Annotated in this window: 24 protein-coding genes and 1 pseudogene; 15 read left to right on the top strand and 10 right to left on the bottom strand. The window is 71.1% G+C overall.

The genetic code is table 11. The features are described 5' to 3' along the window. A partial coding sequence (locus KBY19_RS28200) for a hypothetical protein (protein WP_210966967.1) occupies window positions 1-755 on the bottom strand: 755 nt, incomplete at its 3' end. 212 nt (window positions 756-967) lie between these two features. Here KBY19_RS28200 and KBY19_RS28195 point away from each other — a divergent pair. The 5 genes from KBY19_RS28195 (at window position 968) to amaP (ending at window position 3,507) form a co-directional block, all read left to right on the top strand. Then, window positions 968-1,486, top strand: coding sequence for an Asp23/Gls24 family envelope stress response protein (locus KBY19_RS28195; RefSeq protein WP_099879359.1), 519 nt, complete (start codon window positions 968-970; stop codon window positions 1,484-1,486). A 91-nt stretch (window positions 1,487-1,577) separates the two neighbouring features. Then, complete coding sequence (locus KBY19_RS28190; RefSeq protein WP_099879357.1) at window positions 1,578-1,766, top strand: hypothetical protein; 189 nt, start codon at window positions 1,578-1,580, stop codon at window positions 1,764-1,766. Between the two features lie 4 nt (window positions 1,767-1,770). Further along, window positions 1,771-2,151, top strand: coding sequence for a hypothetical protein (locus tag KBY19_RS28185; RefSeq protein ID WP_099879355.1), 381 nt, complete (start codon window positions 1,771-1,773; stop codon window positions 2,149-2,151). Continuing rightward, window positions 2,148-2,900, top strand: coding sequence for a DUF6286 domain-containing protein (locus tag KBY19_RS28180; RefSeq protein WP_307843644.1), 753 nt, complete (start codon window positions 2,148-2,150; stop codon window positions 2,898-2,900). Before KBY19_RS28185 ends, KBY19_RS28180 begins: the two co-directional genes overlap by 4 nt. A gap of 10 nt (window positions 2,901-2,910) precedes the next feature. After that, complete coding sequence (gene amaP, locus KBY19_RS28175) at window positions 2,911-3,507, top strand: alkaline shock response membrane anchor protein AmaP (protein WP_210966966.1); 597 nt, start codon at window positions 2,911-2,913, stop codon at window positions 3,505-3,507. 41 nt (window positions 3,508-3,548) lie between these two features. On the opposite strand, the gene KBY19_RS28170 is transcribed toward amaP, so the two are convergent. From KBY19_RS28170 to KBY19_RS28160, 3 genes are all read right to left on the bottom strand, one after another. After that, window positions 3,549-4,328, bottom strand: coding sequence for an SDR family oxidoreductase (locus tag KBY19_RS28170; RefSeq protein ID WP_099879351.1), 780 nt, complete (start codon window positions 4,326-4,328; stop codon window positions 3,549-3,551). Between the two features lie 99 nt (window positions 4,329-4,427). Further along, entirely contained in the window at window positions 4,428-5,231 is an 804-nt protein-coding gene (locus tag KBY19_RS28165) for an SURF1 family protein (RefSeq protein ID WP_185016486.1), read from the bottom strand. Between the two features lie 25 nt (window positions 5,232-5,256). Next, on the bottom strand, window positions 5,257-6,312 hold the full coding sequence (locus tag KBY19_RS28160; RefSeq protein ID WP_185016485.1) for a DEDDh family exonuclease: 1,056 nt from the start codon (window positions 6,310-6,312) through the stop codon (window positions 5,257-5,259). Between the two features lie 638 nt (window positions 6,313-6,950). Between KBY19_RS28160 and KBY19_RS28155 the strand changes: the two genes are divergently transcribed. Then, entirely contained in the window at window positions 6,951-7,877 is a 927-nt protein-coding gene (locus tag KBY19_RS28155) for a sterol desaturase family protein (RefSeq protein WP_185016484.1), read from the top strand. Between the two features lie 132 nt (window positions 7,878-8,009). Here the strand turns inward: KBY19_RS28155 and KBY19_RS28150 are convergent, their stop codons facing one another. Then, complete coding sequence (locus KBY19_RS28150) at window positions 8,010-9,548, bottom strand: S8 family serine peptidase (RefSeq protein WP_180289588.1); 1,539 nt, start codon at window positions 9,546-9,548, stop codon at window positions 8,010-8,012. Window positions 9,549-9,858: 310 nt separating this feature from the next. Here KBY19_RS28150 and KBY19_RS36900 point away from each other — a divergent pair. The 3 genes and pseudogenes from KBY19_RS36900 to moaA form a co-directional block, all read left to right on the top strand. After that, window positions 9,859-10,134: pseudogene (locus KBY19_RS36900) on the top strand (DUF485 domain-containing protein); the annotation flags it as partial. A 98-nt stretch (window positions 10,135-10,232) separates the two neighbouring features. Then, complete coding sequence (locus KBY19_RS28140; protein WP_099879345.1) at window positions 10,233-11,879, top strand: cation acetate symporter; 1,647 nt, start codon at window positions 10,233-10,235, stop codon at window positions 11,877-11,879. 193 nt (window positions 11,880-12,072) lie between these two features. Then, a complete protein-coding gene (moaA, locus tag KBY19_RS28135) occupies window positions 12,073-13,062 on the top strand; it encodes a GTP 3',8-cyclase MoaA (protein WP_099879343.1) in 990 nt (329 codons plus the stop codon). Between the two features lie 20 nt (window positions 13,063-13,082). Here the strand turns inward: moaA and KBY19_RS28130 are convergent, their stop codons facing one another. The 3 genes from KBY19_RS28130 to tyrS form a co-directional block, all read right to left on the bottom strand. Next, on the bottom strand, window positions 13,083-13,328 hold the full coding sequence (locus KBY19_RS28130; RefSeq protein WP_185016482.1) for a hypothetical protein: 246 nt from the start codon (window positions 13,326-13,328) through the stop codon (window positions 13,083-13,085). 192 nt (window positions 13,329-13,520) lie between these two features. After that, entirely contained in the window at window positions 13,521-13,919 is a 399-nt protein-coding gene (locus tag KBY19_RS28125; protein ID WP_099879339.1) for a DUF3099 domain-containing protein, read from the bottom strand. A 219-nt stretch (window positions 13,920-14,138) separates the two neighbouring features. Further along, window positions 14,139-15,557 carry a tyrosine--tRNA ligase gene (gene tyrS / locus KBY19_RS28120; RefSeq protein WP_099879337.1) on the bottom strand — a complete coding sequence of 473 codons (1,419 nt, stop codon included), beginning with the start codon at window positions 15,555-15,557 and terminating at the stop codon, window positions 14,139-14,141. A gap of 233 nt (window positions 15,558-15,790) precedes the next feature. On the opposite strand from tyrS, the gene fabG reads away from it, so the two are divergent. Together fabG and fabI are read left to right on the top strand one after the other, a co-directional pair. Continuing rightward, window positions 15,791-16,495 (top strand): 3-oxoacyl-[acyl-carrier-protein] reductase, encoded by a 705-nt coding sequence (gene fabG, locus KBY19_RS28115; protein WP_099879335.1) that lies wholly within the window; start codon window positions 15,791-15,793, stop codon window positions 16,493-16,495. Between the two features lie 2 nt (window positions 16,496-16,497). Then, on the top strand, window positions 16,498-17,268 hold the full coding sequence (gene fabI / locus KBY19_RS28110; protein WP_185016480.1) for an enoyl-ACP reductase FabI: 771 nt from the start codon (window positions 16,498-16,500) through the stop codon (window positions 17,266-17,268). Between the two features lie 41 nt (window positions 17,269-17,309). Here the strand turns inward: fabI and KBY19_RS28105 are convergent, their stop codons facing one another. Further along, a complete protein-coding gene (locus KBY19_RS28105; RefSeq protein ID WP_185016479.1) occupies window positions 17,310-18,014 on the bottom strand; it encodes a FadR/GntR family transcriptional regulator in 705 nt (234 codons plus the stop codon). A gap of 23 nt (window positions 18,015-18,037) precedes the next feature. Here KBY19_RS28105 and KBY19_RS28100 point away from each other — a divergent pair, with 23 nt between their 5' ends. The 4 genes from KBY19_RS28100 to KBY19_RS28090 all read left to right on the top strand — a co-directional run bounded on the left by KBY19_RS28100 (window position 18,038) and on the right by KBY19_RS28090 (window position 20,727). Further along, the gene (locus tag KBY19_RS28100) at window positions 18,038-19,453 is read left to right on the top strand and encodes an MFS transporter (RefSeq protein ID WP_180289586.1); all 1,416 of its coding nucleotides are present in this window, start codon (window positions 18,038-18,040) and stop codon (window positions 19,451-19,453) included. Between the two features lie 17 nt (window positions 19,454-19,470). After that, window positions 19,471-19,587, top strand: a complete 117-nt coding sequence (locus KBY19_RS37350) for an SGM_5486 family transporter-associated protein (RefSeq protein WP_280635113.1) — start codon at window positions 19,471-19,473, stop codon at window positions 19,585-19,587. 212 nt (window positions 19,588-19,799) lie between these two features. Then, the gene (locus KBY19_RS28095) at window positions 19,800-20,084 is read left to right on the top strand and encodes a hypothetical protein (RefSeq protein WP_099879326.1); all 285 of its coding nucleotides are present in this window, start codon (window positions 19,800-19,802) and stop codon (window positions 20,082-20,084) included. A 127-nt stretch (window positions 20,085-20,211) separates the two neighbouring features. Next, window positions 20,212-20,727, top strand: coding sequence for a histidine phosphatase family protein (locus KBY19_RS28090; RefSeq protein ID WP_099879324.1), 516 nt, complete (start codon window positions 20,212-20,214; stop codon window positions 20,725-20,727). A 66-nt stretch (window positions 20,728-20,793) separates the two neighbouring features. On the opposite strand, the gene serB is transcribed toward KBY19_RS28090, so the two are convergent. After that, the gene (serB, locus tag KBY19_RS28085) at window positions 20,794-22,032 is read right to left on the bottom strand and encodes a phosphoserine phosphatase SerB (protein ID WP_099879322.1); all 1,239 of its coding nucleotides are present in this window, start codon (window positions 22,030-22,032) and stop codon (window positions 20,794-20,796) included. Between the last annotated feature and the right edge of the window lie 310 nt (window positions 22,033-22,342).

The following is a 22,342-nucleotide window of genomic DNA, read 5'->3' as shown; positions in this document are numbered from 1 at the left end:
GCGGCACCCAGCACACCGCGGGCGGCAGCGCCGGCGGCGCGGGCGGTGGCGAGCACCCGGCGGGTGGGGGAGACCCCCAATTGGAGCAGGACGTGGCAGCGGCCCGCCTCCGGGTCGCCCTCGATCCGGACTGAGCTGATCGCCGGCCCGGCCGCGACGCGGGAGAGGGCCGGGCCCACCACGGGGGCGAGCCGGGCCACACCGTCCACGGCGAGCACGGCGCGCCTGACACGGTCGGCCGCTTCCTGATGAGCGGCCCCCGCCGCCCCGGTCGCCTCCGCCGTCCCGGCTGCCCCGGTCGCCTCCGTGTCGGAGCCTTGCCCGGCTGCCGGGGCGCGGCCCGGGGCGGGGGCCGTCATGTCACCGGGCGCGTCCATGAGTTCCGTCACCCGCAGGTCGACGCTCTCCAGCGCCAGCCCCAGCTCCCGCTCGGCGGCGGCCAGCAGTGCGTGCCGCACCTCGTCCGCCGCGGCGGGCACCGGCCGGTCGGCGGGGACCGCCAGCTCGGCGGTCAGCGTCAGCGGGCCGGGCGGCAGGGCGCTCGGCGGCGGGGGGACGGCGGGCTCGGTCCATGTCCCCGGGCCGGAGAGCTCCACCCGCATCGCGCTCAGCCGGGTGTCCGGTACCGCCCGACGGAGGACGTCGAGGGCTGCCTCTTCCGTCACCCACGCCCCGTCCGCCGCCTCGCCCAGCGGCAGGAGTCGCCCCATCCCGAGCTGTTGGCGTACCACCTGGGTCAGCCGTTCCGCCGTCATGGCGCGCACTCCCCTTCCACCTTCGCTGCTGCCGTACCGAAGGAGAACCTTCCGCGCCGACCGTGCCCGCTCGCGCAGCGCACGGCGTACGGGCGCCGCAGTCACCCGATCGGGGGCGCCCGGCGCAGCTGAGCGAGCGGTGCCCGTCGGACCGTGCTTACGGTGAGCAGCGGAGCGGCAGGCCGCTTCGAACCTCCGAGAGGGGCGCAGAGATGTCCGAGACCAGTACGTCCAACCGCTCCGAGAACCGCAGCGCGAGCACCACGGGCCAGCAGGCGGGCGGTACGAGTGAGCAGCAGCAGCGACGAGGCGGGCTGGGGCCGGCAGGCTCCCGGGGCCGCACCACGATCGCCGACGGAGTGGTCGAGAAGATTGCGGGCATGGCGGCCCGCGATGTGATCGGCGTCCATGCGATGGGCGGCGGGATGGCCCGCACGTTCGGCGCCGTCCGGGACCGGGTGCCCGGGGGTGGCGGCGGCGCTCGCTCCGTCAGCCGCGGCGTCAAGGCCGAGGTCGGCGAGGTGCAGACGGCACTCGATCTGGAGATCGTCATCGACTACGGCGTGTCGATCTCGGACGTGGCGCGCTCCGTGCGGGAGAACGTCATCTCGGCCGTCGAGCGCATGACAGGCCTCGAGGTGGTCGAGGTCAATATCGCGGTGAGCGACGTCAAGCTGCCGGACGAGGAGGACGAGGAAGAAGAAGACCAGGACCGGCCCCGGCTGCAGTGAGTGACAACGCCGAGGTGAGCAGCGCCGGCCCGCCTGAGGAAGTGATCGCGCGCCGCGCGCCCTGCCGCGGTGCCGAGTGAAGGAGCGCACGATGAGCATGGCCTTTGTCGGCTTGATCGCCGGCCTGGCGCTGGGCTTCGCCGGGTATTTCGGCGGTTTCGGAGCCTTCGTGCTGGTGGCGGCGCTGGGCGCCGTCGGCTTCCTGGTGGGCCGGTTCGTGGACGGGGACATGGACGCGGGGGACTTCTTCCGCGGCCGGGACAGCGAGCGTCGCAGGTGACTCCGTGACACAGACGCAGGTTCCCGAAGGTGAGCGCGGGGCGACCCGGATCGCCGACCGCGTGGTGGCCAAGGTCGCGGCCCAGGCGGCGCGGGAGGCGCTGCGGGGGGCCCGGGAAGAGGGGTCGGGGGCGGCGGCCGGGCCGCCGGTGCGCCGCTCCGTGCCCCGGGCGGCGGTCACCGTGCGCGAACGGACGGCGCGGGTGCGGCTCGGGCTGGAGCTGGGCTACCCCTCGGACATCGGTGCCCAGTGCGGCGCCGTACGCAGGCGCGTCATCGCGCGCGTGGGCGAACTGGTCGGCATGGACGTGCCGGACGTGGCCCTCGACATCGAACGGCTGCACTCGGCGCAGCTCAAGGGCGACAGTTCGGGGAGGGTGACGTGAGCCCGGAAGGCGACGCGAACGACCCGCGCACCGCCGCGCGGCAACAGGGGCAGGGGCACCAGGGGCCGGCGCGGAGTCCGGCACCGGGCGGAGGGGGCACCACGCTGGAGAAGGCCCCCGAACACCCTGAGCCGCCCGCCCCCGAGCCCCCGGATTCCGAGACCGCGCCCCCCGGCACGGACGGCGGGCCGGGTTCGGGCGAGGGGAAGGCGGGGCGGTTCTGGTCGGTCCGACGGGCACCGGCGGGCATCGTCGCGCTGCTGCTGTTCGCCGGGACGGGAATCCTCCTGTACGACGTGGCCTCGGTACGGGCCGGCCGCCCCGGTATGGCGTGGCGCCGCAGCCTCACCGACGAACTGGCCGGCCGACGCCTCGACGACACCTTCATGCTGGCGGGCGCCGCGGTGGTGGCGGCGCTCGGACTGTGGCTGCTGGTGCTGGCGCTCACCCCGGGGAAGCGGTCGCTGCTGACGATGCGGCCGGATGTCCCGCAGGTGCGCGCCGGCCTGGAGCGTTCGGCCGCGGCGCTCGTGCTGCGGGACCGTGCGATGCAGATTCCCGGTGTGCAGTCGGTCCGGGTCAAAGTGGCGCGCCGCAAGATCCGCGCCCGCGCAATGGCGCACTTCCGCGACCTGGACGAGGTGCGCGGCGAGTTGGACGGTGCGCTCCGCGAGGGCATCGGACAGTTGGGCCTGGCCCGTAGGCCCGGCCTGTCCGTCCATGTACGACGGCCGGCCAAACGACGGTGAGGCGAGGACGATGCTGCGGACCGTGAACCGGGTGTTGACCGTGCTGGTGGGGCTGGTGCTGCTGGCGCTGGGCCTGGCCGTGCTCTTCGCGGGCCTGGACCTGCCCCGGCGCTGGAATGTCACCATGCCGTCCGGCTGGCCGTGGACCCGGCCCCGGGACGTGGTGCTCAGCGACGCCGACCGCACCCGGTGGACCGATGAGGGCTGGTGGTGGCCGGTGGCCCTGGCCGTGCTGGCAGTGCTGTTCCTGCTGTGCGTGTGGTGGCTGTTGGCGCAGCTGCGGCGGCAGCGACTGGACGAGGTGCTGATCGACAGCCGGGACGGCGAGGGCGCGACCCTGCGAGCGCGCGCCATGGAGGATGTCATCGCCGCGGAGGCGGAGTCGCAGCCGGGCGTCGACCGGGCTCGGGTCGCCCTGACGGGGCAGCGCCGCCAGCCGCGGGCGCGCATCGGGCTGGTGCTGACCGCGCACGCCGAACCGGGGCCGGCCGTCCATCGGCTCCGCCGCGAGGCGATCGGCCACGCGATGACCTCGGCCGGGCTGGAAAGCCTCCCGGCCGAGGTCCGCATGCGCGCCGCCCGCCACCGTGCGGAACGCGTGAGCTGACGTCCGACGTCCGAAGTGCCCCAGGGGAGGGCGGCGCAGCCTCAGAGCCCGTGCAGCGCCCCACCGTCGACCGGGATCATCGACCCGGTCAGATACGAGGCGGCCGGGGAGAGGACGAAGGCGGCCGTGCGGCCGAACTCCTCCGGAGTGCCGTAGCGGCGCAGCGGGATGCCCGCCGCATTGCGTTCCCGGGTGGCCTCCCCGTCGCCGGAGAGGGAGTCGAGGTACTGCAACCGCTCGGTGCCGATCCGGCCGGGCATCAGCCCCAGCACCCGGATGCCGCGCGGGCCCAGCTCGTTCGCGAGGGTCTTGGCGAACCCCGCGAGGCCCGGGCGCAGCCCGTTGGAGAGGGTCAGACCCGCGATCGGCTCGCGTACGGAGGCGGAGAGGACGAAGCCGATCACTCCGCCCTCGCCCAGTTCGCCCGCCGCCGTGCGGGCCAGCCGGACGGCACCGAGGAAGACGCTGTCGAAGGCGGTCTGCCACTGCTCGTCGGTGAGCTGGTCGGCCGGCACACCCGCCTGGGGGCCGCCGACGCTGATGAGCATGCCGTCGAACCGCCCGAACCGCTCCCGCGCCGCCGCGATCACCCGTTCCGGGGTCTGCGGGTCGGCGTTGTCGGCGGCCACACCGAGCGCCCGGCCCTCGGCCCCCGACGCCTCGACCCCGAGTCGCGCCGCCGCCTCCTCGGCCGACTTCTCCGAGCGGCCGGTGACGACGACGCGCGCACCCTCGGCGAGCAGTTGAGCGGCGGTGGCGAACCCGAGCCCCCGGGTGCCACCGGTGATGACGTAGACGCGCTCTGATAGTCCAAGGTCCATGCGAGCAGTCTGCCTGACGGCGGCGAACGCGGTGGCTGCGGGAGTCCCCACGCCCTCGTCCCGCCCTGGCGGCGCGCGACGTGCAGGCTCCGGAGGATCTCAGACGGGCTCGGTCACCGCGTTCGGCTGCTCAGCGGCGGCGTCCACCGCGGCGCGCCGCTCCTTGACCTCACGGCGGACGAGGACGACCCACCCGACCGGTACCGCTGCGGCGAACAGCCACCACTGCACCGCGTAGGCCATGTGCGGGCCGATGCCGCTGTGATCGGGCTCGGGCAGCACCTCGGGCTGTTTGCCGGCGGGCTTCGGGGAGGTCTTCGTCAGCTGGATGTAGCCGGACAGCAGAGGGTGGTCCACCTCGTCGGCCAGCTTGTGGCTGTTGATCAGCATGACCTGGCGGTCGGGCAGCCCCTTGGTGTCCTTGATACCGCTGGCCTCGGTCGTCTCGTCGGGCATGATCCGCCCCACGACACCGACCCGGCCCTTCGGCGGCGCGGGTACCTCGGGGTAGGCGGTCAGATCGCGGTCCGCCCGGATCCAGCCCCGGTTGACGAGGATCGCCGAGCCGTCCTCCAGGACGAGCGGGGTGACGACGAAGTAGCCGATGGTGTCCCGGTCCGGGCCGGTGCGGTGCCGGACGACGACCTCGTGCGCGGTGTCGTAGGTGCCGCGTGCGGTGACCGTGCGGAACTTGTCGTCGGAGGCGGGCTTCCGGCCCTTCCCGGTCAGCTCGGTGACAGGGACGGTCGGCGCCGCCAGGCTCGCGGCCACTTCCTCGTTGCGGGCCACCCGGCTCTCGTGCCGGTGCAGCTGCCAGAAACCCAGCTTGATCATCGTGGGGATCAGCACGAGGGCGAGCAGGGTGAGGATCACCCACTGCCGGGACAAGAGGAAGCGGTACACGTTCACTGACGGTACCCCGCGCCCTTCAGTTCTCCGGCGCGGGGGCCACATCCTGGAGGAGCTGGGTGAAGGCTGCCTCGTCGACGACGGGTGTGCCGTAGGTGCGGGCCTTGACCACCTTCGAGGTGGGGGAGTCCGGGTCGTTGGTGACCAGGAGGCTGGTGAGCCGCGAGACGCTGGTCGCGATGTGCAGCCCCGCCTCGATGGCGCGGTCCTCCAGCAGCTCCCGGTCGACAGAGGTGTCGCCGGAGATGGCCACCCGCATCCCCTGCACCAGCCGTCCCTCCGGTTCGTACCGCCCAGGGTTGGGATACGGGCAGGCGGGTCGTTTGCGTGAGGGGCGCCAGGTGCCGTACCCGCCGCCGGAGGAGCGGTAGCCGGATCCGGTGCTCGCTCCGCCTCCGGCACGGCGCGACACCACCGCGTCCGACCACTCGGTGAGCGGCTGGCAGGCGAGCAGCGGCAACCGCACCTGGTGCCGCGCCGCCAGCTGGAGGCTGGGGCGGAAGGCCTCGGCCAGCACCCGCGCGTCGTCCAGCGCGTGGTGTGCCCGCTGCTGGACCACGCCGTAGTGCGCGGCGAGGGACTCCAGCTTGTGGTTGGGCAGTGGCAGGGCCAGTTCCTTGGACAGCGCGATGGTGCACAGCCGCTGGCGCACCGGCGCCTCGCGCTTCGCCCGGGCGTACTCCCGCGCGATCATCGACCAGTCGAAGATGGCGTTGTGCGCGACCAGGACCCGGCCCTCCAGACGGGTGGCGAACTCGTCGGCGATCTCCGCGAAGAGCGGCGCGTCGGCCAGGGCCTCGGACGTCAGCCCGTGGATCCAGGTGGGTCCGGGATCGCGCTGCGGATTGACGGGTGTGTACCAGTGGTCCTCGACCTCGCCGCGTGCGTCCAGCCGGTAGACGGCCGCGGACACTATCCGGTCGTCCCGCGCGAGGCCCGTGGTCTCCACGTCCACCACCGCATAGCCGTCCGGGTATCCGGCGGGCCAGCTGAGGGGTGCCGGGGCGTCGGCGGCGGGTTGCGCGGGGATGCGCGTGGACGTCCCGTCCGTGCGTGCCGTCTGGTCTTCGAGCATGGTCACAGAGAATACGGGGCGGTACTGACAGCGCTTCACGGCGCGTCTGCTCCCGGGCTCACGGCGGACGCGTCCGGCGTGGCCGAAAGGTGGGAGCGGGACGGCGACCTCAAACCCCTTCGGTCGGGGGCGAATCGGACATGACGATCAAGTCGTCGCCCAGGCCCGCACCGGGAGCGGTCGCGGCCGGGTTCGCCCAGGGCGGGACAGATGGCCGAGAACCGCACGGCGCGCATCGCCTCCGTGGCGCGCGCCCCGCGCAATCCGGCAGGTGTGCTCCTCGGGCGTGCGCCGCCCGGCCGTACGGGGAGTAACATCCTTTCCGCCGTGCCCTGTTCACGCGTCCTCGCGATGAGGGACGACCGGAAGAGACCGTCGCTGCGGTATCCGGGATCGTGTCGGGTCCGGGAACGACCGTGTGCCGCTTCGTAGTTGACGCGGACGCCGCCCTCGCCGGGAGGACGGGCCCCGAGCCGGCCCTCCCGAGGGAACCCCCACCCCGCCTGGTTCCGACGAGGACATCGCCTCCGATCGCGGCGCGTTCGGCGTCTCTCGACGGCGCGGCGGTGGGGCCGGAAGCTCATACCAACCGGTAACAACCTCTGGCGCGGCTCCGCCGACGGCCTTACCTTGCTGACATGCCGTCCAGCTTGCCTGATGTCGTCCTCTGGTCCATCCCCGCCTTCGTACTGCTCACCGTCATCGAGATGGTGAGCTACCGCCTGCACCCGGACGAGGACTCCGCCGGGTACGCGGCGAAGGATGCCGCCACCAGCATCACCATGGGGCTCGGCAGCCTGGTGTTCGACGCGCTGTGGAAGATCCCGATCGTCGCCGTCTACGCGGCCCTCTACGAACTCACCCCGCTGCGGGTGCCGATCCTCTGGTGGACCCTGCCCCTGATGCTGCTCGCGCAGGACTTCTTCTACTACTGGTCGCACCGTGGCCATCACGTGATCCGCATCCTGTGGGCCTGTCATGTGGTGCACCACTCCAGCAGGAAGTTCAACTTCACCACCGCGCTGCGCCAGCCGTGGACGACCTGGACCGTATGGCCGTTCTATGTGCCGATGATCGCCTGCGGCGTCCATCCGGCGGCCCTCGCGTTCTGCTCCTCCACGAACCTCGTCTACCAGTTCTGGATCCACACCGAGCGGATCGGGAAGCTGCCCCGGCCCGTCGAGTTCGTCTTCAACACGCCCTCGCACCATCGGGTGCACCACGCGTCCCAGGGCAGCTATCTGGACCGCAACTTCGGCGGCATCCTCATCGTCTGGGACCGGCTGTTCGGCTCGTTCGTCCCGGAGACCGACGCCTGTGTCTTCGGGCTGACGAAGAACATCGACACCTACAACCCGCTGCGTGTGGCCACCCACGAGTACGCGGCCATCGGCCGCGACCTCCGCGCGGCACACAGTTGGCGGGAGCGCGCCGGGCGGATCTTCCGCGGCCCGGGCTGGCAGCCCACGGCGCACCGGACCAGCCGGGGCGCCGCCCCTGCACAGCCGACGGTCCCGGCGCAGTCCCCGGCGCAGCCTGCCGCCGAACTCGCCACCGACCGGTAGCGGGAACCCGCGGCCTGCGGGGCGTCAGCAGAAACACCTGGCAACAGCAGGGGCCGGACCGCTGTACGCGGTCCGGCCCCGCTCAGCGACTGCCCTGCCTGCCGTGACAGCAGCGGGCGGTCGGTGCGGTCGTCACTTCGTGACGGCCGCCAGCGCGTCCACGATCCCATGGCCGTAGAAGCTGTTGTTCCCCTTCACCCCGGTGCAGTTCGCGGCGTAGGTGCCGCGGTTGCCCGGGTCGTACTTCTCCGGGCACGGCAGGGTCTGCGCCTGCGCCTTCAGCATCCAGGAGATCTCCTGGGCACTGGCCTTGGGGTGGTTGCTCTTGATGAGCGCCGCCACGCCCGCGACCTGCGGTCCGGCCATCGAGGTGCCCTGGAGGTAGGCGTAGTCGCCGTTCGGCATGGTGGACAGCACGCCACCGTCCTTGGCGGGCTCCTCCGGGGTCTGGAACGCGCGGTCACCGCCGGGCGCCGTGACATCGATCTCGTACCGGCCGTAGTTGGAGTAGTAGGACTTGAGGTTCTCCGGGCCGGTCGACGAGACGGAGGTGGCGCCGTTGAGCATCGTGGGCACGTCCGGGCAGGTGGCCGGGTTGATGGTGCGCTTCACCGGCGTGGTGTCGTTCGGGCTCGTGTCGTCCACGATCTCGGCTGCCGCGAGGTCGTGCGAGGAGTTGCCGGCCGAGCTGACGGTGGTGACGCCCTTGCCCTGCGCGTACCTGATGGCACGCTGCACGGACTCGGCGATGGCCTTCTGGTCGGCCTGGTTGTCGCAGTTGTAGAGCCACGGGTCGACGTAGTAGCTGTTGTTGGTCACCTCGATGCCGTGGTCGGCCGCGAAGACCATCGCGCACACGACGGCCTCGCTGTAGAACAGCGACGTCTCGGGCTCGCTGACCTTGAGGGAGGCGACCTTCACGCCGGGCGCGGTGCCGGCGATGCCGACGCCGTTGCGGGGCGCCGCGATGATGCCCGCCACGTGGGTGCCGTGGTAATCCTCGTCCGCGTTGTACGGACGCCAGGCGCCGGGCGTGGTGTCGGCCTTGCCGCCGACGCAGTTCGCGGACTGCTTCGCGGAGAAGTTGGGCTTCAGGTCCGGGTGGGTGTCGTCCACCCCGGTGTCGATGACGCCGACGGTGACCTTCTTGCTGCCCTGGTCGATCTTGGCCGCCTTGTCGGCCTTGATGGCCCGCTTGTCCCACTGCAGGGACTCCAGCGGCTCCTGGTCGTTGGCCTGCGCCTTGGCCAGGGTCGACTTCGCCTTGGGCTCCTTGACGAAGTGCGGCTTGCCCACCTCGGTGGTGGTCGCGGCCTTGAGCGGCGCGGTGCGGGTGGCACCCGCCGAGTCGACACCGTCGACCGCGCGCAGCGCCTCGCCGAACCCCGGGTTGCTGGAGTGCGCGACGATGACGCCTATCTTCTTGTACGTGGCGACGATCTTGCCGTCAGCCTCGCGTATCTCCCTCTTGACACGTTTGACGGTACCGCCGTCGGTTTCGGTGTTGACGATGTAGCTCAGCTTCTCGCCGGCCTTCGCCTTGGGCGCCGCGGCACCGTCGGAGTCCTGCGCGTTCGCGGCAGCCGCGCCCGCCAGGCCGAGGGAGGCGGTCAGTACCAGTCCCAACGGCACCGCGAGGGCGCGCCGCCGTCTGGATGGTCGCAAATCCATGGGGTCTCCATGTCGTCTGAAGTTGTCCACCGACGACGGAAGTTATCCCTGAGAGCCAGGTAACTGCAATGGATTGATGGAGAAAGTCCGAAGGCTGTGCACAACCGTGATCGGTCATATCGCTTTCAACTACCGACCCCCTGTTGCGGGACCCGTACACGATCTACGATGCGCGCACCGTGCGCCCATTGAGATATGGGTCACATCTATAGCCCCCCATCACGTTCCTCACGTTTCGTCTGGAGTCACTGTGGACACCGCCCCAGAGCACGCGAGTCCCGGCCCGCCGGGCCCCCGGGACTACACGGACGTGCAGCACAGCGCCGAGTTCGGGGATCTGCGGCGCAGTTACCGCTCGTTCGTCTTCCCGCTCACCGTCGGGTTCATCATCTGGTACCTGCTGTACGTCCTGCTCTCCAACTACGCGGGCGACTTCATGGGCACCAAAGTCGTCGGCAACATCAACGTCGCCTTCGTCTTCGGCCTCGCACAGTTCCTGACGACCTTTCTGATCGCCTGGTGGTACTCGCGGTTCGCCGCCGCCAAGCTCGACCCCAAGGCGGAGGCGCTCAAGACGCGGCTGGAGGCCGAGAACCTTCAGCGGGCGGCCGGAGGAGGGATCGGCCACCAGGCCGACCCCGTCGACAAGGACAAGGGCGAGCTCGCCGGTCAGGAGGACGAGGCATGAGTCCCACCCACCAGTTCGCCGCACCCCTCACCCAGCTGGCGGCCGAGGGAGCGAGCGAACACCGCCCGCTGATCATCACCCTTTTCTCCATCTTTGTGGTAGCCACCCTCGGTGTCACCGTCTGGGCCGGCCGCACGACCAAGGGCGCCAACGACTTCTACGCGGGCGGCCGGCAGTTCAGCGGCTTCCAGAACGGCCTGGCCATCTCCGGCGACTACATGTCGGCCGCGTCCTTCCTCGGCATCGCCGGCGCCATCGCGCTGTCGGGATACGACGGATTCCTGTACTCCATCGGCTTCCTCGTCGCCTGGCTGGTGGCCCTGCTGCTGGTGGCCGAACCACTGCGCAACTCCGGCCGCTACACCATGGGTGACGTGCTGGCCTACCGGATGCGGCAGCGCCCGGTGCGGACCGCGGCCGGCGTCTCCACCATCGTCGTCTCGATCTTCTACCTGCTCGCCCAGATGGTCGGCGCGGGCGCACTGGTCGCTCTGCTGCTGGGCATCACGGGTGAGGCCGGCAAGAACCTGATCGTCGTCTTCGTCGGCATCGTCATGATCCTCTACGTGACGATCGGCGGTATGAAGGGCACCACCTGGGTCCAGATGATCAAGGCGTGCCTGCTCATCGGCGGCACGGTCATCATCACCGTGCTGGTGTTCCACAAGTTCAACTACAACCTCTCCTCGCTGCTCGGCGCCGCCGCCGAGAACAGTGGGAAGGGGGCGTCGTTCCTGGAACCCGGACTCAAATACGGCGTCTCGACGACCTCGAAGATCGACTTCATCTCCCTCGGCATCGCCCTCGTCCTGGGCACCGCCGGGCTGCCGCACATCCTCATCCGCTTCTACACCGTGCCCACCGCCAAGGCGGCCCGGAAGTCGGTGAACTGGGCCATCGGCATCATCGGCGTCTTCTATCTGATGACCATCGCGCTCGGCTTCGGCGCCGCCGCGCTGCTCAGCCCGAAGACCATCACCGACTCCAACGCGGCGGGCAACACCGCGGCTCCCCTGCTCGCCCAGGAGATCGGCGGCGGCGCCGACTCGACCGGGGGCGCCGTGCTGCTGGCGATGATCTCCGCTGTCGCCTTCGCCACCATCCTCGCCGTGGTCGCCGGACTGACCCTCGCCTCTTCCTCCTCCTTCGCGCACGACCTGTACGCCAACGTCATCCGCAGGGGCAAAGCCACCGAGAAGGAAGAAGTCAAGGCCGCCCGGGTCTCGGCCGTCATCATCGGAGGTGTGGCCATCGGCCTGGGCATCTTCGCCGGCAAGCTCAACGTCGCGGGACTGGTCGCACTGGCCTTCGCCGTGGCGGCCTCCGCGAATCTGCCCACCCTCCTCTACAGCCTGTTCTGGAAGCGCTTCACCACCACCGGCGCCCTGTGGTCCATCTACGGCGGACTGTTCTCCTCCGTGTTCCTGGTCTTCTTCTCGCCGGTGGTCACCGGCAAGGAGACCTCGATGTTCCCGGATGTCGACTTCGCCTGGTTCCCCCTGCAGAACCCCGGCCTCATCTCCATCCCCCTCGGCTTCTTCCTCGGCTGGCTCGGCTCCCTCCTGTCCAAGGACGAGGGCGCCGGCGGCGCCAAGTACGCCGAACTCGAGGTCCGCTCCATGACCGGAGTGGGCGCCCACTGAGCCGCCCGGGTGCGGTCCCCGGCGCCGGGGACCGCACCCTGTGGGCAGGACTGCTCTCGGGGAGGGCCCGCGTATGCGGCCCTCCCCGGCGGTCGCCCCTCTCAGGTGCGAGGACGCAACAATCGGCGCTGTCGGATGTCACAGACGTGACCTACGCTGCGAAGCAGATCACGCACCTGGGAGGGCCGTCAGCATGCTGCTCGACACCTACGGCCGGGTCGCCACCGACCTGCGCGTCTCGCTGACCGACCGCTGCAATCTGCGCTGCACCTACTGCATGCCGGAGGAAGGGCTGCAGTGGCTGGCCAAGCCACAGCTGCTGACGGACGACGAGATCGTGCGGCTGGTCCGGATCGCCACCACGGACCTCGGCGTCACCGAGGTCCGCTTCACCGGCGGCGAGCCCCTGCTGCGCCCCGGACTGACGAGCATCGTCGCGCGCTGCGCCGAGCTGGAGCCCCGTCCCAAAATGTCGCTGACCACCAACGGCATCGGTCTGGAGCGCACCGCGGTGGCGCTGCGCGAGGCGGGCCTGGACCGGGTGAACGTCTCACTCGACACCCTCGACCCGGAGACGTTCCAGCGCATGACGCGCCGCAAGCGCCACGCCGACGTGCTGCGCGGACTGGCCGCGGCGCGGGAGGCGGGGCTGGCCCCCGTGAAGGTGAACGCGGTGCTGATGCCCGGCCTCAACGACCAGGAGGCCCCCGATCTGCTCGCCTGGGCGCTGCGGGAGGACTACGAGCTGCGATTCATCGAGCAGATGCCGCTCGACGCCCAGCACGGCTGGCAACGCGAGGGCATGATCACCGCGGGCGACATCCTCGCCTCGCTGCGCACCCGCTTCACCCTCACCCCCGAGGGTCAGGAGGAGCGCGGCTCGGCCCCCGCCGAGCGCTGGCTGGTGGACGGCGGCCCGCAGCGGGTCGGCGTCATCGCCTCGGTCACCCGGCCGTTCTGCCGGGCCTGCGACCGCACCCGGCTGACGGCCGACGGGCAGGTGCGCACCTGTCTGTTCGCCACGGAGGAGTCGGATCTGCGTGGCGCGCTGCGCGGCGGTGCGTCCGACGCCCAGATCGCGGCGCTGTGGCGCAAGGCGATGTGGGGCAAGAAGGCGGGCGCCGGGATCGACGACCCCTCGTTCGTCCAGCCCCAGCGCCCGATGTCCGCGATCGGCGGCTGACCCTGCCGCCGCCGGCCGACTCAGTCGCCGTCGGCCGACTCCCACTCGGCCAACGGCACGGTGTCCTTCAGAAAGCCGCGCATGCCGAGGAACGTCGACAGATGTTCGCGGTGCTCCTCGCACGCCAGCCACGTCTTGCGGCGCTCAGGGGTGTGCAGCTTCGGATTGTTCCAGGCAAGCACCCACACGGCCGGCTCGCGGCAGCCCTTGGCGGAGCAGATCGGGGTGTCGGGCCCCTCGTCGGAGGGGGAGGCGGAAGGGATCACGCCGCCATCCTCCCTCACGCTCCGGACATTAAGCGACGCCGGGCAGCCACGGGGGGAGCCGCCCGGCGTCGGTCCATCGCTCCGACGGGGGATGCGGAGCGCACATGAAGTATGGCATGCGGGAGCGGCCGCAGTGCACCGGAACCGCAGGATTGATCTGAGGTTTTCTTGAGCTTTGTGCGAAGAACCAGATCAACTGCGGTCACTCGTCGCCTCGTTCGAGGCCGACTGAGCCGCTTCCGTGGCGGTTTCGCCCCCCGCTTCGGCGGATTCGTCCTCCGCCTTGGTCACCCGTGAAGCCTCCAACGCCTCACCAGGAGGAGGCGGCGGGACCGTCGGCGGCGCCGAAGGAGCGTTCTCCCGGCCCGCGTTGGCGATCACGACCGCGACGTACGGCAGGACCAGGCCCAGCACCAGCGTCCCCACCGCCAGCGGACGCTCGACGTTCCACAACACCACGGTGAGCACGACGGCGACCGTGCGGACCAGCATGGAGATCACATAGCGACGCTGTCTCCCACGCACGTCCTCCTGCAGACCCTGACGGGCCCCGGTGATCCGGAAAACCTCCGGCTGGTGCTGCTTGCGCATCACATTCCACCACCTGCTCACCTGCCGTTCCCCGCGACGGAGCACGGAGATCCGGACCCTTTCCACGGTACGCCTCGGAGGTGTCCGCCACGAGACCGGGGCGCCGGGCGGACCGGCTCGGCCGCGCTGCGTACAACGGCGGCCCGGCGGGTCCGGCAGACTGCGTACCCCGACCGGAGGGCCGGGGTACGGCCCGGCCGGCCGACCCGCCGCGCACCGTCACAGACCGCGGATCTCGGCGACCTTGCGGCCCGCCTTCAGATACACCGCGTCGGCCGCGCCGCCTCCCTGCGCGGCGACCGCCTCCCGGGCGACCTCGGCCAGCGGACGCAGCGCCTCCGCCTCGGAGAGCACGACCTTCTGCTGCTCCTGACCGCCCCTCTCGACGATCAGCCGCAGCCCGCTCTGCTTCGCGATCCGGCGGGCCGCCGACGCGCTCGGGGTGAACTCCAGGACCTTCGTCAGCACCGCGGCGACACCCTCTTCGCCGTGCTCGGCCACCTCCACGAAGGGCAGCGTCTCCACGTCGGAGAACGACTTCTTGGAGAACTGCGCCACGAAGTGGGCGCGGGCCGCCATCGCGGCGGGCACGCCGTGCAGGGCCGCGACGACCTCGCCCGCCAGGACCTTCTTCAGATCCATGGGGTGCAGCGAACCCGCCTCGATCCGGGTCGTCGCCTGGTCGATCTCGGCGTCCGTCCACTCGGTCCAGGCCCGCAGGTAGGGGACCATCAGCCGGTCCGGGATCGACATGATCTTGCCGAACACCTCGTCGGGCGCGCTGTTCAGACCCACGTAGTTGCCCTTGGACTTGGACATCTTCGCGCCCGAGCCGTCGGTGCCCTCGACCAGCGGCATGGTGACCACGAGCTGCGGCTGCTGCCCGTGCGCCTCCATCACCCGGCGGCCCATCTGCAGGTTGAGCAGCTGGTCGACACCGCCCAGCTCAACGTCGCAGGCCAGCTCGACCGAGTCGAGGGCCTGGGCGACGGGGTAGAGCAGCTCGGACATCGTCAGGCCCGAGCCCTCCGAGAGCCGGTTGCGGAAGTCCTCCCGCTGGAGCAGCGAGGAGACCGGCACCTGCGCCAGCAGCCCCAGCAGCTTCGGCAGGGTGTAGGGGGCGAGCCAGTCGCTGTTGTGCGCGAACCGCACCTTCTCGAAGTCGAAGAAGGGCCGCACCTGTTCCTGGTAGCCCGACAGGTTCCGGGCGATGTCCTCGTCGGTCAGCGGTGGGCGCTCGGCCGTACGGCCGGAGGGGTCGCCGATCTTGGCGGTGAAGTCGCCGATGATCAGCGTGACGTCGTGGCCCATCCGCTGGAACCGGCTGAGCACGATCACCGGCACCGCGTGCCCCAGGTGCACATCCGCCGCCGTCGGGTCGATACCCAGCTTGATGTGCAGCCCCTTGCCCTGGGCCGCGCGCTCCTCGATCCGCTCGGCGAGCTTGTCGACCGACGGCAGCAGTTCGACCGAGCGGGCACCGATCAGCTCCGCCTGCTCCTTGGCCGGCAGATCGCTCAGGTCCAGATAGCGCCGCGTCCCGGTCTCCGCGAGCAGCCGCTCGACATTGGCGTCGGAGGAGAGGTCCTGGGCCAGCAGCTCACTGGCGCGCTGTACGGAGTCGCCGAGGCGTGTCACGTCACTGTCCTGGTGTGGTGGTTGCTCAACACGGTCACGGGAAGTCTATGCGCCCCCACCGACACCGACGCCCACGGCGGTTCGCCCCCGCGCTCGGGACGGCGTTTCTGTAGGGACCCCACAGGAGGCCGTAGACGCCCCTGTCCGTGCCCGAGTGCCCGCGACCTGGCCGCGCCGGATAGGTTCTCTTTGCGACAGACCGCGACAGCAGAAGCAGAAAGGGTGGTCACACAGTGAGCCGCTCAGTGCTCGTGACCGGAGGGAACCGCGGCATCGGCCTGGCCATCGCCCGTGCCTTCGCCGAGGCAGGCGACAAGGTCGCCGTCACCTACCGCTCCGGAGAGCCGCCCGAGGGCTTCCTCGGCGTCAAGTGCGACATCACCGAGCCGGAGCAGGTGGAGCAGGCGTACAAGGAGATCGAGGAGAAGCAGGGCGCGGTCGAGGTGCTCGTCGCCAACGCGGGTGTTACCCGCGACCAGCTGCTGCTGCGGATGTCCGAGGACGACTTCGCCTCGGTCGTCGACACCAACCTCACCGGCACCTACCGGGTGGTCAAGCGGGCTTCCCGCGCCATGCTGCGGGCCCGTAAGGGCCGCATCGTGCTGATCTCCTCGGTCGTCGGCCTGATGGGCCAGGCCGGCCAGGCCAACTACGCGGCGTCCAAGGCGGGACTGGTGGGCTTCGCCCGCTCGATCTCCCGCGAGCTGGGCTCCCGCAACATCACCTGCAACGTCGTCGCGCCCGGCTTCGTCGACACCGACATGACCCGTGCGCTCACCGACGAGCAGCGCGAGGAGATCGTCAAGCAGGTGCCGCTGGGCCGCTACGCCACGCCGGAGGAGGTCGCCTCCTCGGTCCGCTTCCTGGCGTCCGACGAGGCCGCGTACATCACCGGAGCCGTCATTCCCGTGGACGGCGGATTGGGCATGGGTCACTGAACATGAGCGGAATCCTCGCTGGAAAGCGGATTCTTGTCACCGGCGTCATCACCGACGGGTCGATCGCCTTCCACGCGGCGAAGGTCGCACAGGAGCAGGGTGCCGAGGTCATCCTCACCGGCTACGGCCGGCTCTCCCTGGTGGAGCGGATCGCCAAGCGGCTGCCCGAGGCCGTGCCCGTCATCGAGCTGGATGTCAGCAACCAGGAGCACCTGGACGGGCTTGCCGACAAGATCCGCGAGCACTGGGGCGCGGACGCGCGGGTGGACGGCATCGTGCACTCGATCGCCTTCGGTCCGCAGGGCGCCTTCGACTTCCTCGGCGGCACCTGGGAGGACGTCAGCACCGCCGTGCAGATCTCGGCGTACTCGCTCAAGTCGCTCACCATGGCCTGCCTGCCGCTGATGCACGAGGGCAGCTCCGTCGTCGGCCTCACCTTCGACGCGCAGATCGCCTGGCCGAAGTACGACTGGATGGGCGTGGCCAAGGCTGCCCTGGAGTCCACCAGCCGTTACCTGGCGCGCGACCTGGGTCCGAAGGGCATCCGCTGCAACCTCGTCTCGGCCGGGCCCATCAAGTCGATGGCCGCCAAGTCCATCCCGGGCTTCGAGGAACTGGCCGACGTGTGGAACCACCGCGCTCCGATCGGCTGGGAGCTGACCGATCCGGACCCGGCCGGCCGCGGCGTCGTCGCCCTGCTGTCGGACTTCTTCCCCAGGACCACGGGCGAGATCGTCCATGTGGACGGCGGCGTCCACATGATGGGGGCCTGAGCCCGCTCGACCTTCGAGGGGAGACCTGGGCCGCCGGACGGCTACAGGCAGCCCCATTCCGCCGTGTGCGACGCCGCCTCCTTTGAGGCGGCGTCCGCGTCCTGTGCCCGGATGGCCTCCAGCAGCCGGGCGTGATCCATGTAGTCCTCCTGGCGCAGCTCCTCGCCGATGTCCTGCCGGAGGTAGGCCCGCAGCACCTCGGCGAGGTCGGCGTAGACCGCCGTCAGCACCTCGTTGTGCGAGGCGGAGACCACGCCCATGTGCAGATTCCGGTCGGCGTCGATGAAGGGCTCGACCTCCCCCGAGTCCCACGCCGCCTCCCGGCGGGCCAGCAGCCCGTCGAGCTGCCGCAGATCCGCGTCCGTACGCCGGCGTGCCGCCAGCCTGGCACCCGCCGTCTCCAGCGCCGACCGCAGCTCGGCGACGTGCCCCAGGTCGGCCCCGGCGAATCTGCGGTGCATCACTCCGGCCAGCTCGCTGGTCGCCACCACATAGGTGCCCGAGCCCTGCCGGATGTCCAGCAGCCCGTTGTGCGCCAGGGCGCGCACCGCCTCCCGCACCGTGTTCCGGGCCACCCCCAGCTGCTCGACCAGCTCCGGCTCGGTCGGGATACGGCTGCCGACCGGCCACTGGCCCGAGGTGATCTGCTGCCGCAGCGTCGCGATCACCTGGGCGGCCAACGGCGCGCGCCGGGGAGCGGAGAGCGGGGGCGGCGGGGGCGGAGTAATCGATTGGCCGGTATTCATCCCATGATTCTATGATGGGCCGCATGGCAATGGCAGACGACGACAGCAGGAACTCCGCATCCACCACCGAACTGGGGACCCGCACCGCCCCCGGACGCCCCGCCGCCACCCCGGCGGTGCCTCCCCCTCCCGGTGCCGCGGCCCCCGCGGGACCCCGCTGGCTGCTCGGCCTCGTCGCCGTGGGAATGGTGATCGCCGCGCTCAATCTGCGTCCCGCCATATCCGGCCTCGGCCCGCTGCTGGAGGAGGTCCGTCGCGGGCTGCACATGAACGGCACCGTCGCCGGTCTGCTGACCTCCGTGCCCTCGCTCTGCTTCGCCGTCTTCGGCGGCCTCGCCCCCCGGTTGGCCCGCCGTCGCGGCGCGGCCTTCGTCGTGCTGGGCGGCATGGTCGCCATCGCCCTCGGGCTCGCACTGCGGCCGCTGGCGGGCGGCACCGCCACCTTCCTGGCCGCCACCATGCTCGCCCTCGCCGGGATCGCGGTGAGCAACGTGCTGATGCCCGTGGTGGTCAAGCACTGGTTCCCCGACCGGGTCGGGTCCATGACCGGGCTCTACTCGATGGCGCTCGCCCTGGGCACGGCCGGCGCCGCCGCCGTCACCGTGCCGATGACCGACGCGCTCGGCGGCAGCTGGCGCGTGGGACTGGGCGTCTGGGCGGTGCTGGCCGCTGTCGCCGTCGTCCCATGGGCCGTGATCTCCCGGAACCGCTCGGCGCGCACCCCTGAGCCGCGGGCCGCCCAGGAGGCCGTCCCCGAGCAGACCGCCGAGGGCGAGGCCGCCACCGAGGCCCGCGCCCGGGGCCGCGCCACAGGGCGCACACCGGCGGGCCCCGCGGCGGGTACGGGCGCGGCACCGGGGCTGCGGATCACCAAGTCGCCCACCGCGTGGGCCCTCGGTGTCTTCTTCGGCCTCCAGGCGTCCGCCGCCTACATCACCATGGGCTGGCTGCCGCAGATCTTCCGCGACGCCGGGGTCTCCGCCTCGGCCGCCGGTGTGATGCTCGCGGTGACGATGGGCATGGGCGTCCCGCTCTCCTTCGTCCTGCCGAAGGTGGCCGCCCGGATGCGGCACCAGGGTCCGCTGGTGCTCGCGCTCGGCGTCTGCGGCCTGGCCGGCTACGCGGGCCTGTGGTTCGCCCCCGCCGCCGGTGCCTGGATCTGGGCCCTGGTGCTGGGCGTCTCCAACTGCGCCTTCCCACTGGCCCTCACCATGATCGGTATGCGGTCGCGGTCCAACGCCGGCGTCGTCAAGCTCTCCGCGTTCGCACAGAGCACCGGCTATCTGATCTCGATCCCCGGGCCGCTGCTCGTCGGCTCGCTGCACGATCTCAGCGGCGGCTGGCACATGCCGCTCCTGCTGATGACCGCGCTGATGCTCGCCCAGATGGCGACGGGGCTGCTGGCGGGCAGGGACCGGGTCATCGAGGAGGGACGCTGAGTGCGACACTGGCTCACATGCCAGTGCTCGAACCCGATCCCCCGGAACCGCAGAAGAAGCTCCTGTTGATCTTCGGCGCGATGATGGCCGTCACCGTTGTCATCGGTGTGATCGCCAGCATCGCCGCCGGCTGATCCCGCCCTCCACCCCGCTCCGGCGCCGGTTGCCCGGGCTGCCTGACGCCCCTCGGCCGCCTGCCGGGGGTGGGGCTGGCACCACCATCCCCTAGGGGGTTGGCTTCAGGGGTAACTGGGTGGGTCACCGGATGGGACCGGGCCTCCCTCCTCCGTACCGTCGAGAAGTACAAGAAGGACCAGCACCACCCACGGAACCGGAGGCGAGCCACATGACGGCCCCCGCGCACCTCACATCGGACCGGAGCAGGAACCGCCCGGCCCCGGGCGCCACGCGGTCGGACGCCACACGGTCGGAGTCCGCGCAGTCGGACGGCAGGCGGTCGGACGCCGCGCAGACGCGGCTGCCCTGGTGGGCACTGCTGCTTCCGGTGCTCGGCTTCGTCCTGCTGCTCGTCCTCCTGGTGGGCGGGGGGCAGGCGGACGCCGCCCAGCGCGCCGCAGACAGCCCGCTGCTGTCCCTCCTCGCCCATCTGTGGGGTTCCTTGGTGGGCTGATCCGTTCGGGTGACCCGGTGGCCGCCCCGGCGACCGGGTGAGCAGCGTGTCACCGTCCGTCACCCGTGGGGGACCGACCGTTCAACACCCCGCGCCTGTCAGCGCGTTTCATGCGAAGCTGGGACACATGAGCGTCGATGTGCCCCGCAGTATCGTCCTTCTCCGGCACGCCAAGGCGGACTGGCCCCAGGTGGCGGATCACGAGCGGCCCCTCGCCGAGCGAGGCCGCCTGGACGCCCCCGCGGCGGGCGAATGGCTCGCCGGCCAGGGCATCACCCCGCAACTCACCCTCTGCTCGACAGCCACCCGTACCCGCGAGACGTGGAAGCTGGTCGTCTCGCATCTACCCCAGCGACCCAAGACGGTGTACGAGGAGCGTCTCTACGAGGCGCCCCCCGGCCAGATCATCGAGGTCATCAACGAAGTCGCCGACGAAGTGCGGGACTTGCTGATCATCGGCCACAACCCAGGGATGCAGTCCGTCGCCGACGTGCTCGCCGGCGCCGCCGACCAGCAGGCACAGGAGCGGATGGCCCGTGGCTTCCCCACGGCGGCAGTCGCCATCCTGCGGTACACCGGCTCCTGGAAGTCGGTGGAGCCGGGCAGCGCGGAGCTGACCCACTTCTGGTCACCGCACGAATGACAGCACCGCACCCCTGTGCGGCACCGCACGGGCGAGGGCCTCAGCAGCGAGGTGGGGCGGGGCGGGTTACGCGATCCTGTCCACCTCGGGGCCGTCCGCGGCCTCGACCTCCTCGCGGGTGATGCCCAGCAGATAGAGCACCGTGTCCAGGAACGGCACGTTCACCGCCGTGTGGGCGGCCTCGCGTACCAGGGGCTTGGCGTTGAAGGCGACGCCGAGCCCCGCGGTGTTGAGCATGTCCAGGTCGTTGGCGCCGTCACCGATGGCGACGGTCTGCGCCAGCGGCACCCCGGCCTCGTCGGCGAACCGGCGCAGCAGCCGGGCCTTGCCCGCGCGGTCGACGATCTCCCCGGTGACCCGCCCCGTCAGCTTCCCGTCGACGATCTCCAGCGTGTTGGCGGAGGCGAAGTCCAGCCCCAGCTCCTCCTGCAGCGCGTCCGTCACCTGGGTGAAGCCGCCGGAGACGACCCCCACCTGGAAGCCGAGCCGCTTGAGCGTACGGATCAAAGTGCGCGCCCCCGGGGTGAGCCGCACCTCGTCGCGCACCTTGTCGACGACCGATGCGTCGAGCCCCGCCAGGAGTTCCACCCGCGCGTGCAGCGACTGCTCGAAGTCCAGTTCGCCGCGCATCGCCCGCGCCGTCACCTCGGCGACCTGCGCCTCGCAGCCGGCGTGGGCCGCGAACAGCTCGATCACCTCGTCCTGGATGAGGGTGGAGTCCACATCCATCACGACCAGCCGCTGCGCCCGTCGCTGCAGCCCCGAGGCGACGACGGCCACATCGACGCCGTACTTGGCGGCCTCCAGCGCCAGGGAGGTGCGCAGCAGCGCCGTCTCCGTGCCCGAGACGTCGAACTCGACCGCGAGCACCGGGTATTTGGCGAGCCGGAAGATACGGTCGATGTTGCCGCCCGTGGAGGTGATGCTGGCCGCTATGGCGGCGGTCGACTCCGCGGTGAGCGGGTGGCCCAGCACGGTGACGTGTGAACGGCCGGTGCCTCGGGGCCGGTTGTCGCCGGTGCCGGAGATGATCTCGGCGGTCAGATTCATCGATTCGGCCCAGCTGTGCACCGTCGCGCGCAGCTCGCCCTCCGAGCCGGTGCCGGTGCTGGGCGCGGTCACCAGGGCGCACAGGGTGATCCGGCCGCGGGTGACGAGCTGCTCGATGTCGACGACCTCGACGGCGAAGGCCGCGAGGGTGTCGAAGAGGCCGGCGGTGATGCCGGGCCGGTCCTTGCCGAAGATCTTGACCAGCAGGGTCGGAGTGTCGGCGTACGACGGGGGCTGGGCCACAGGTGTGCTCATGGTTCTCTCACAGTACCGCCGCCCGGCCCCGCTTCCCTGTCGGGGCCGACCGCGGCCCCGCTCCAGGGCCGCGCTCCGTGCCGCTCCTGCCCTCTTGTCCGTATCGGTCGGGTTCAGCGGCGATCGGTGACGATCGGGGCGGACATCGGCGACATCGACGGCGGAGCCCATTCCCGTCCCATTCCTGGCCGGAATGCGCACGGGCTCTCCCACATTCCCTGGACGGAACGGTTACAGCCTGGTCCCTACTGCTGGCCCGGCTTCCTGTCGGGCGGCCGAGCCTGAAATAGTTCCTCACGATGTTCGCCAT

It is taken from the genome of Streptomyces sp. B15, assembly GCF_018070605.1.
GTDB lineage: Bacteria > Actinomycetota > Actinomycetes > Streptomycetales > Streptomycetaceae > Streptomyces > Streptomyces smyrnaeus.
Note: the sequence above shows the minus strand (reverse complement) of the source record. Positions and strands in the feature narration are given on the sequence as shown.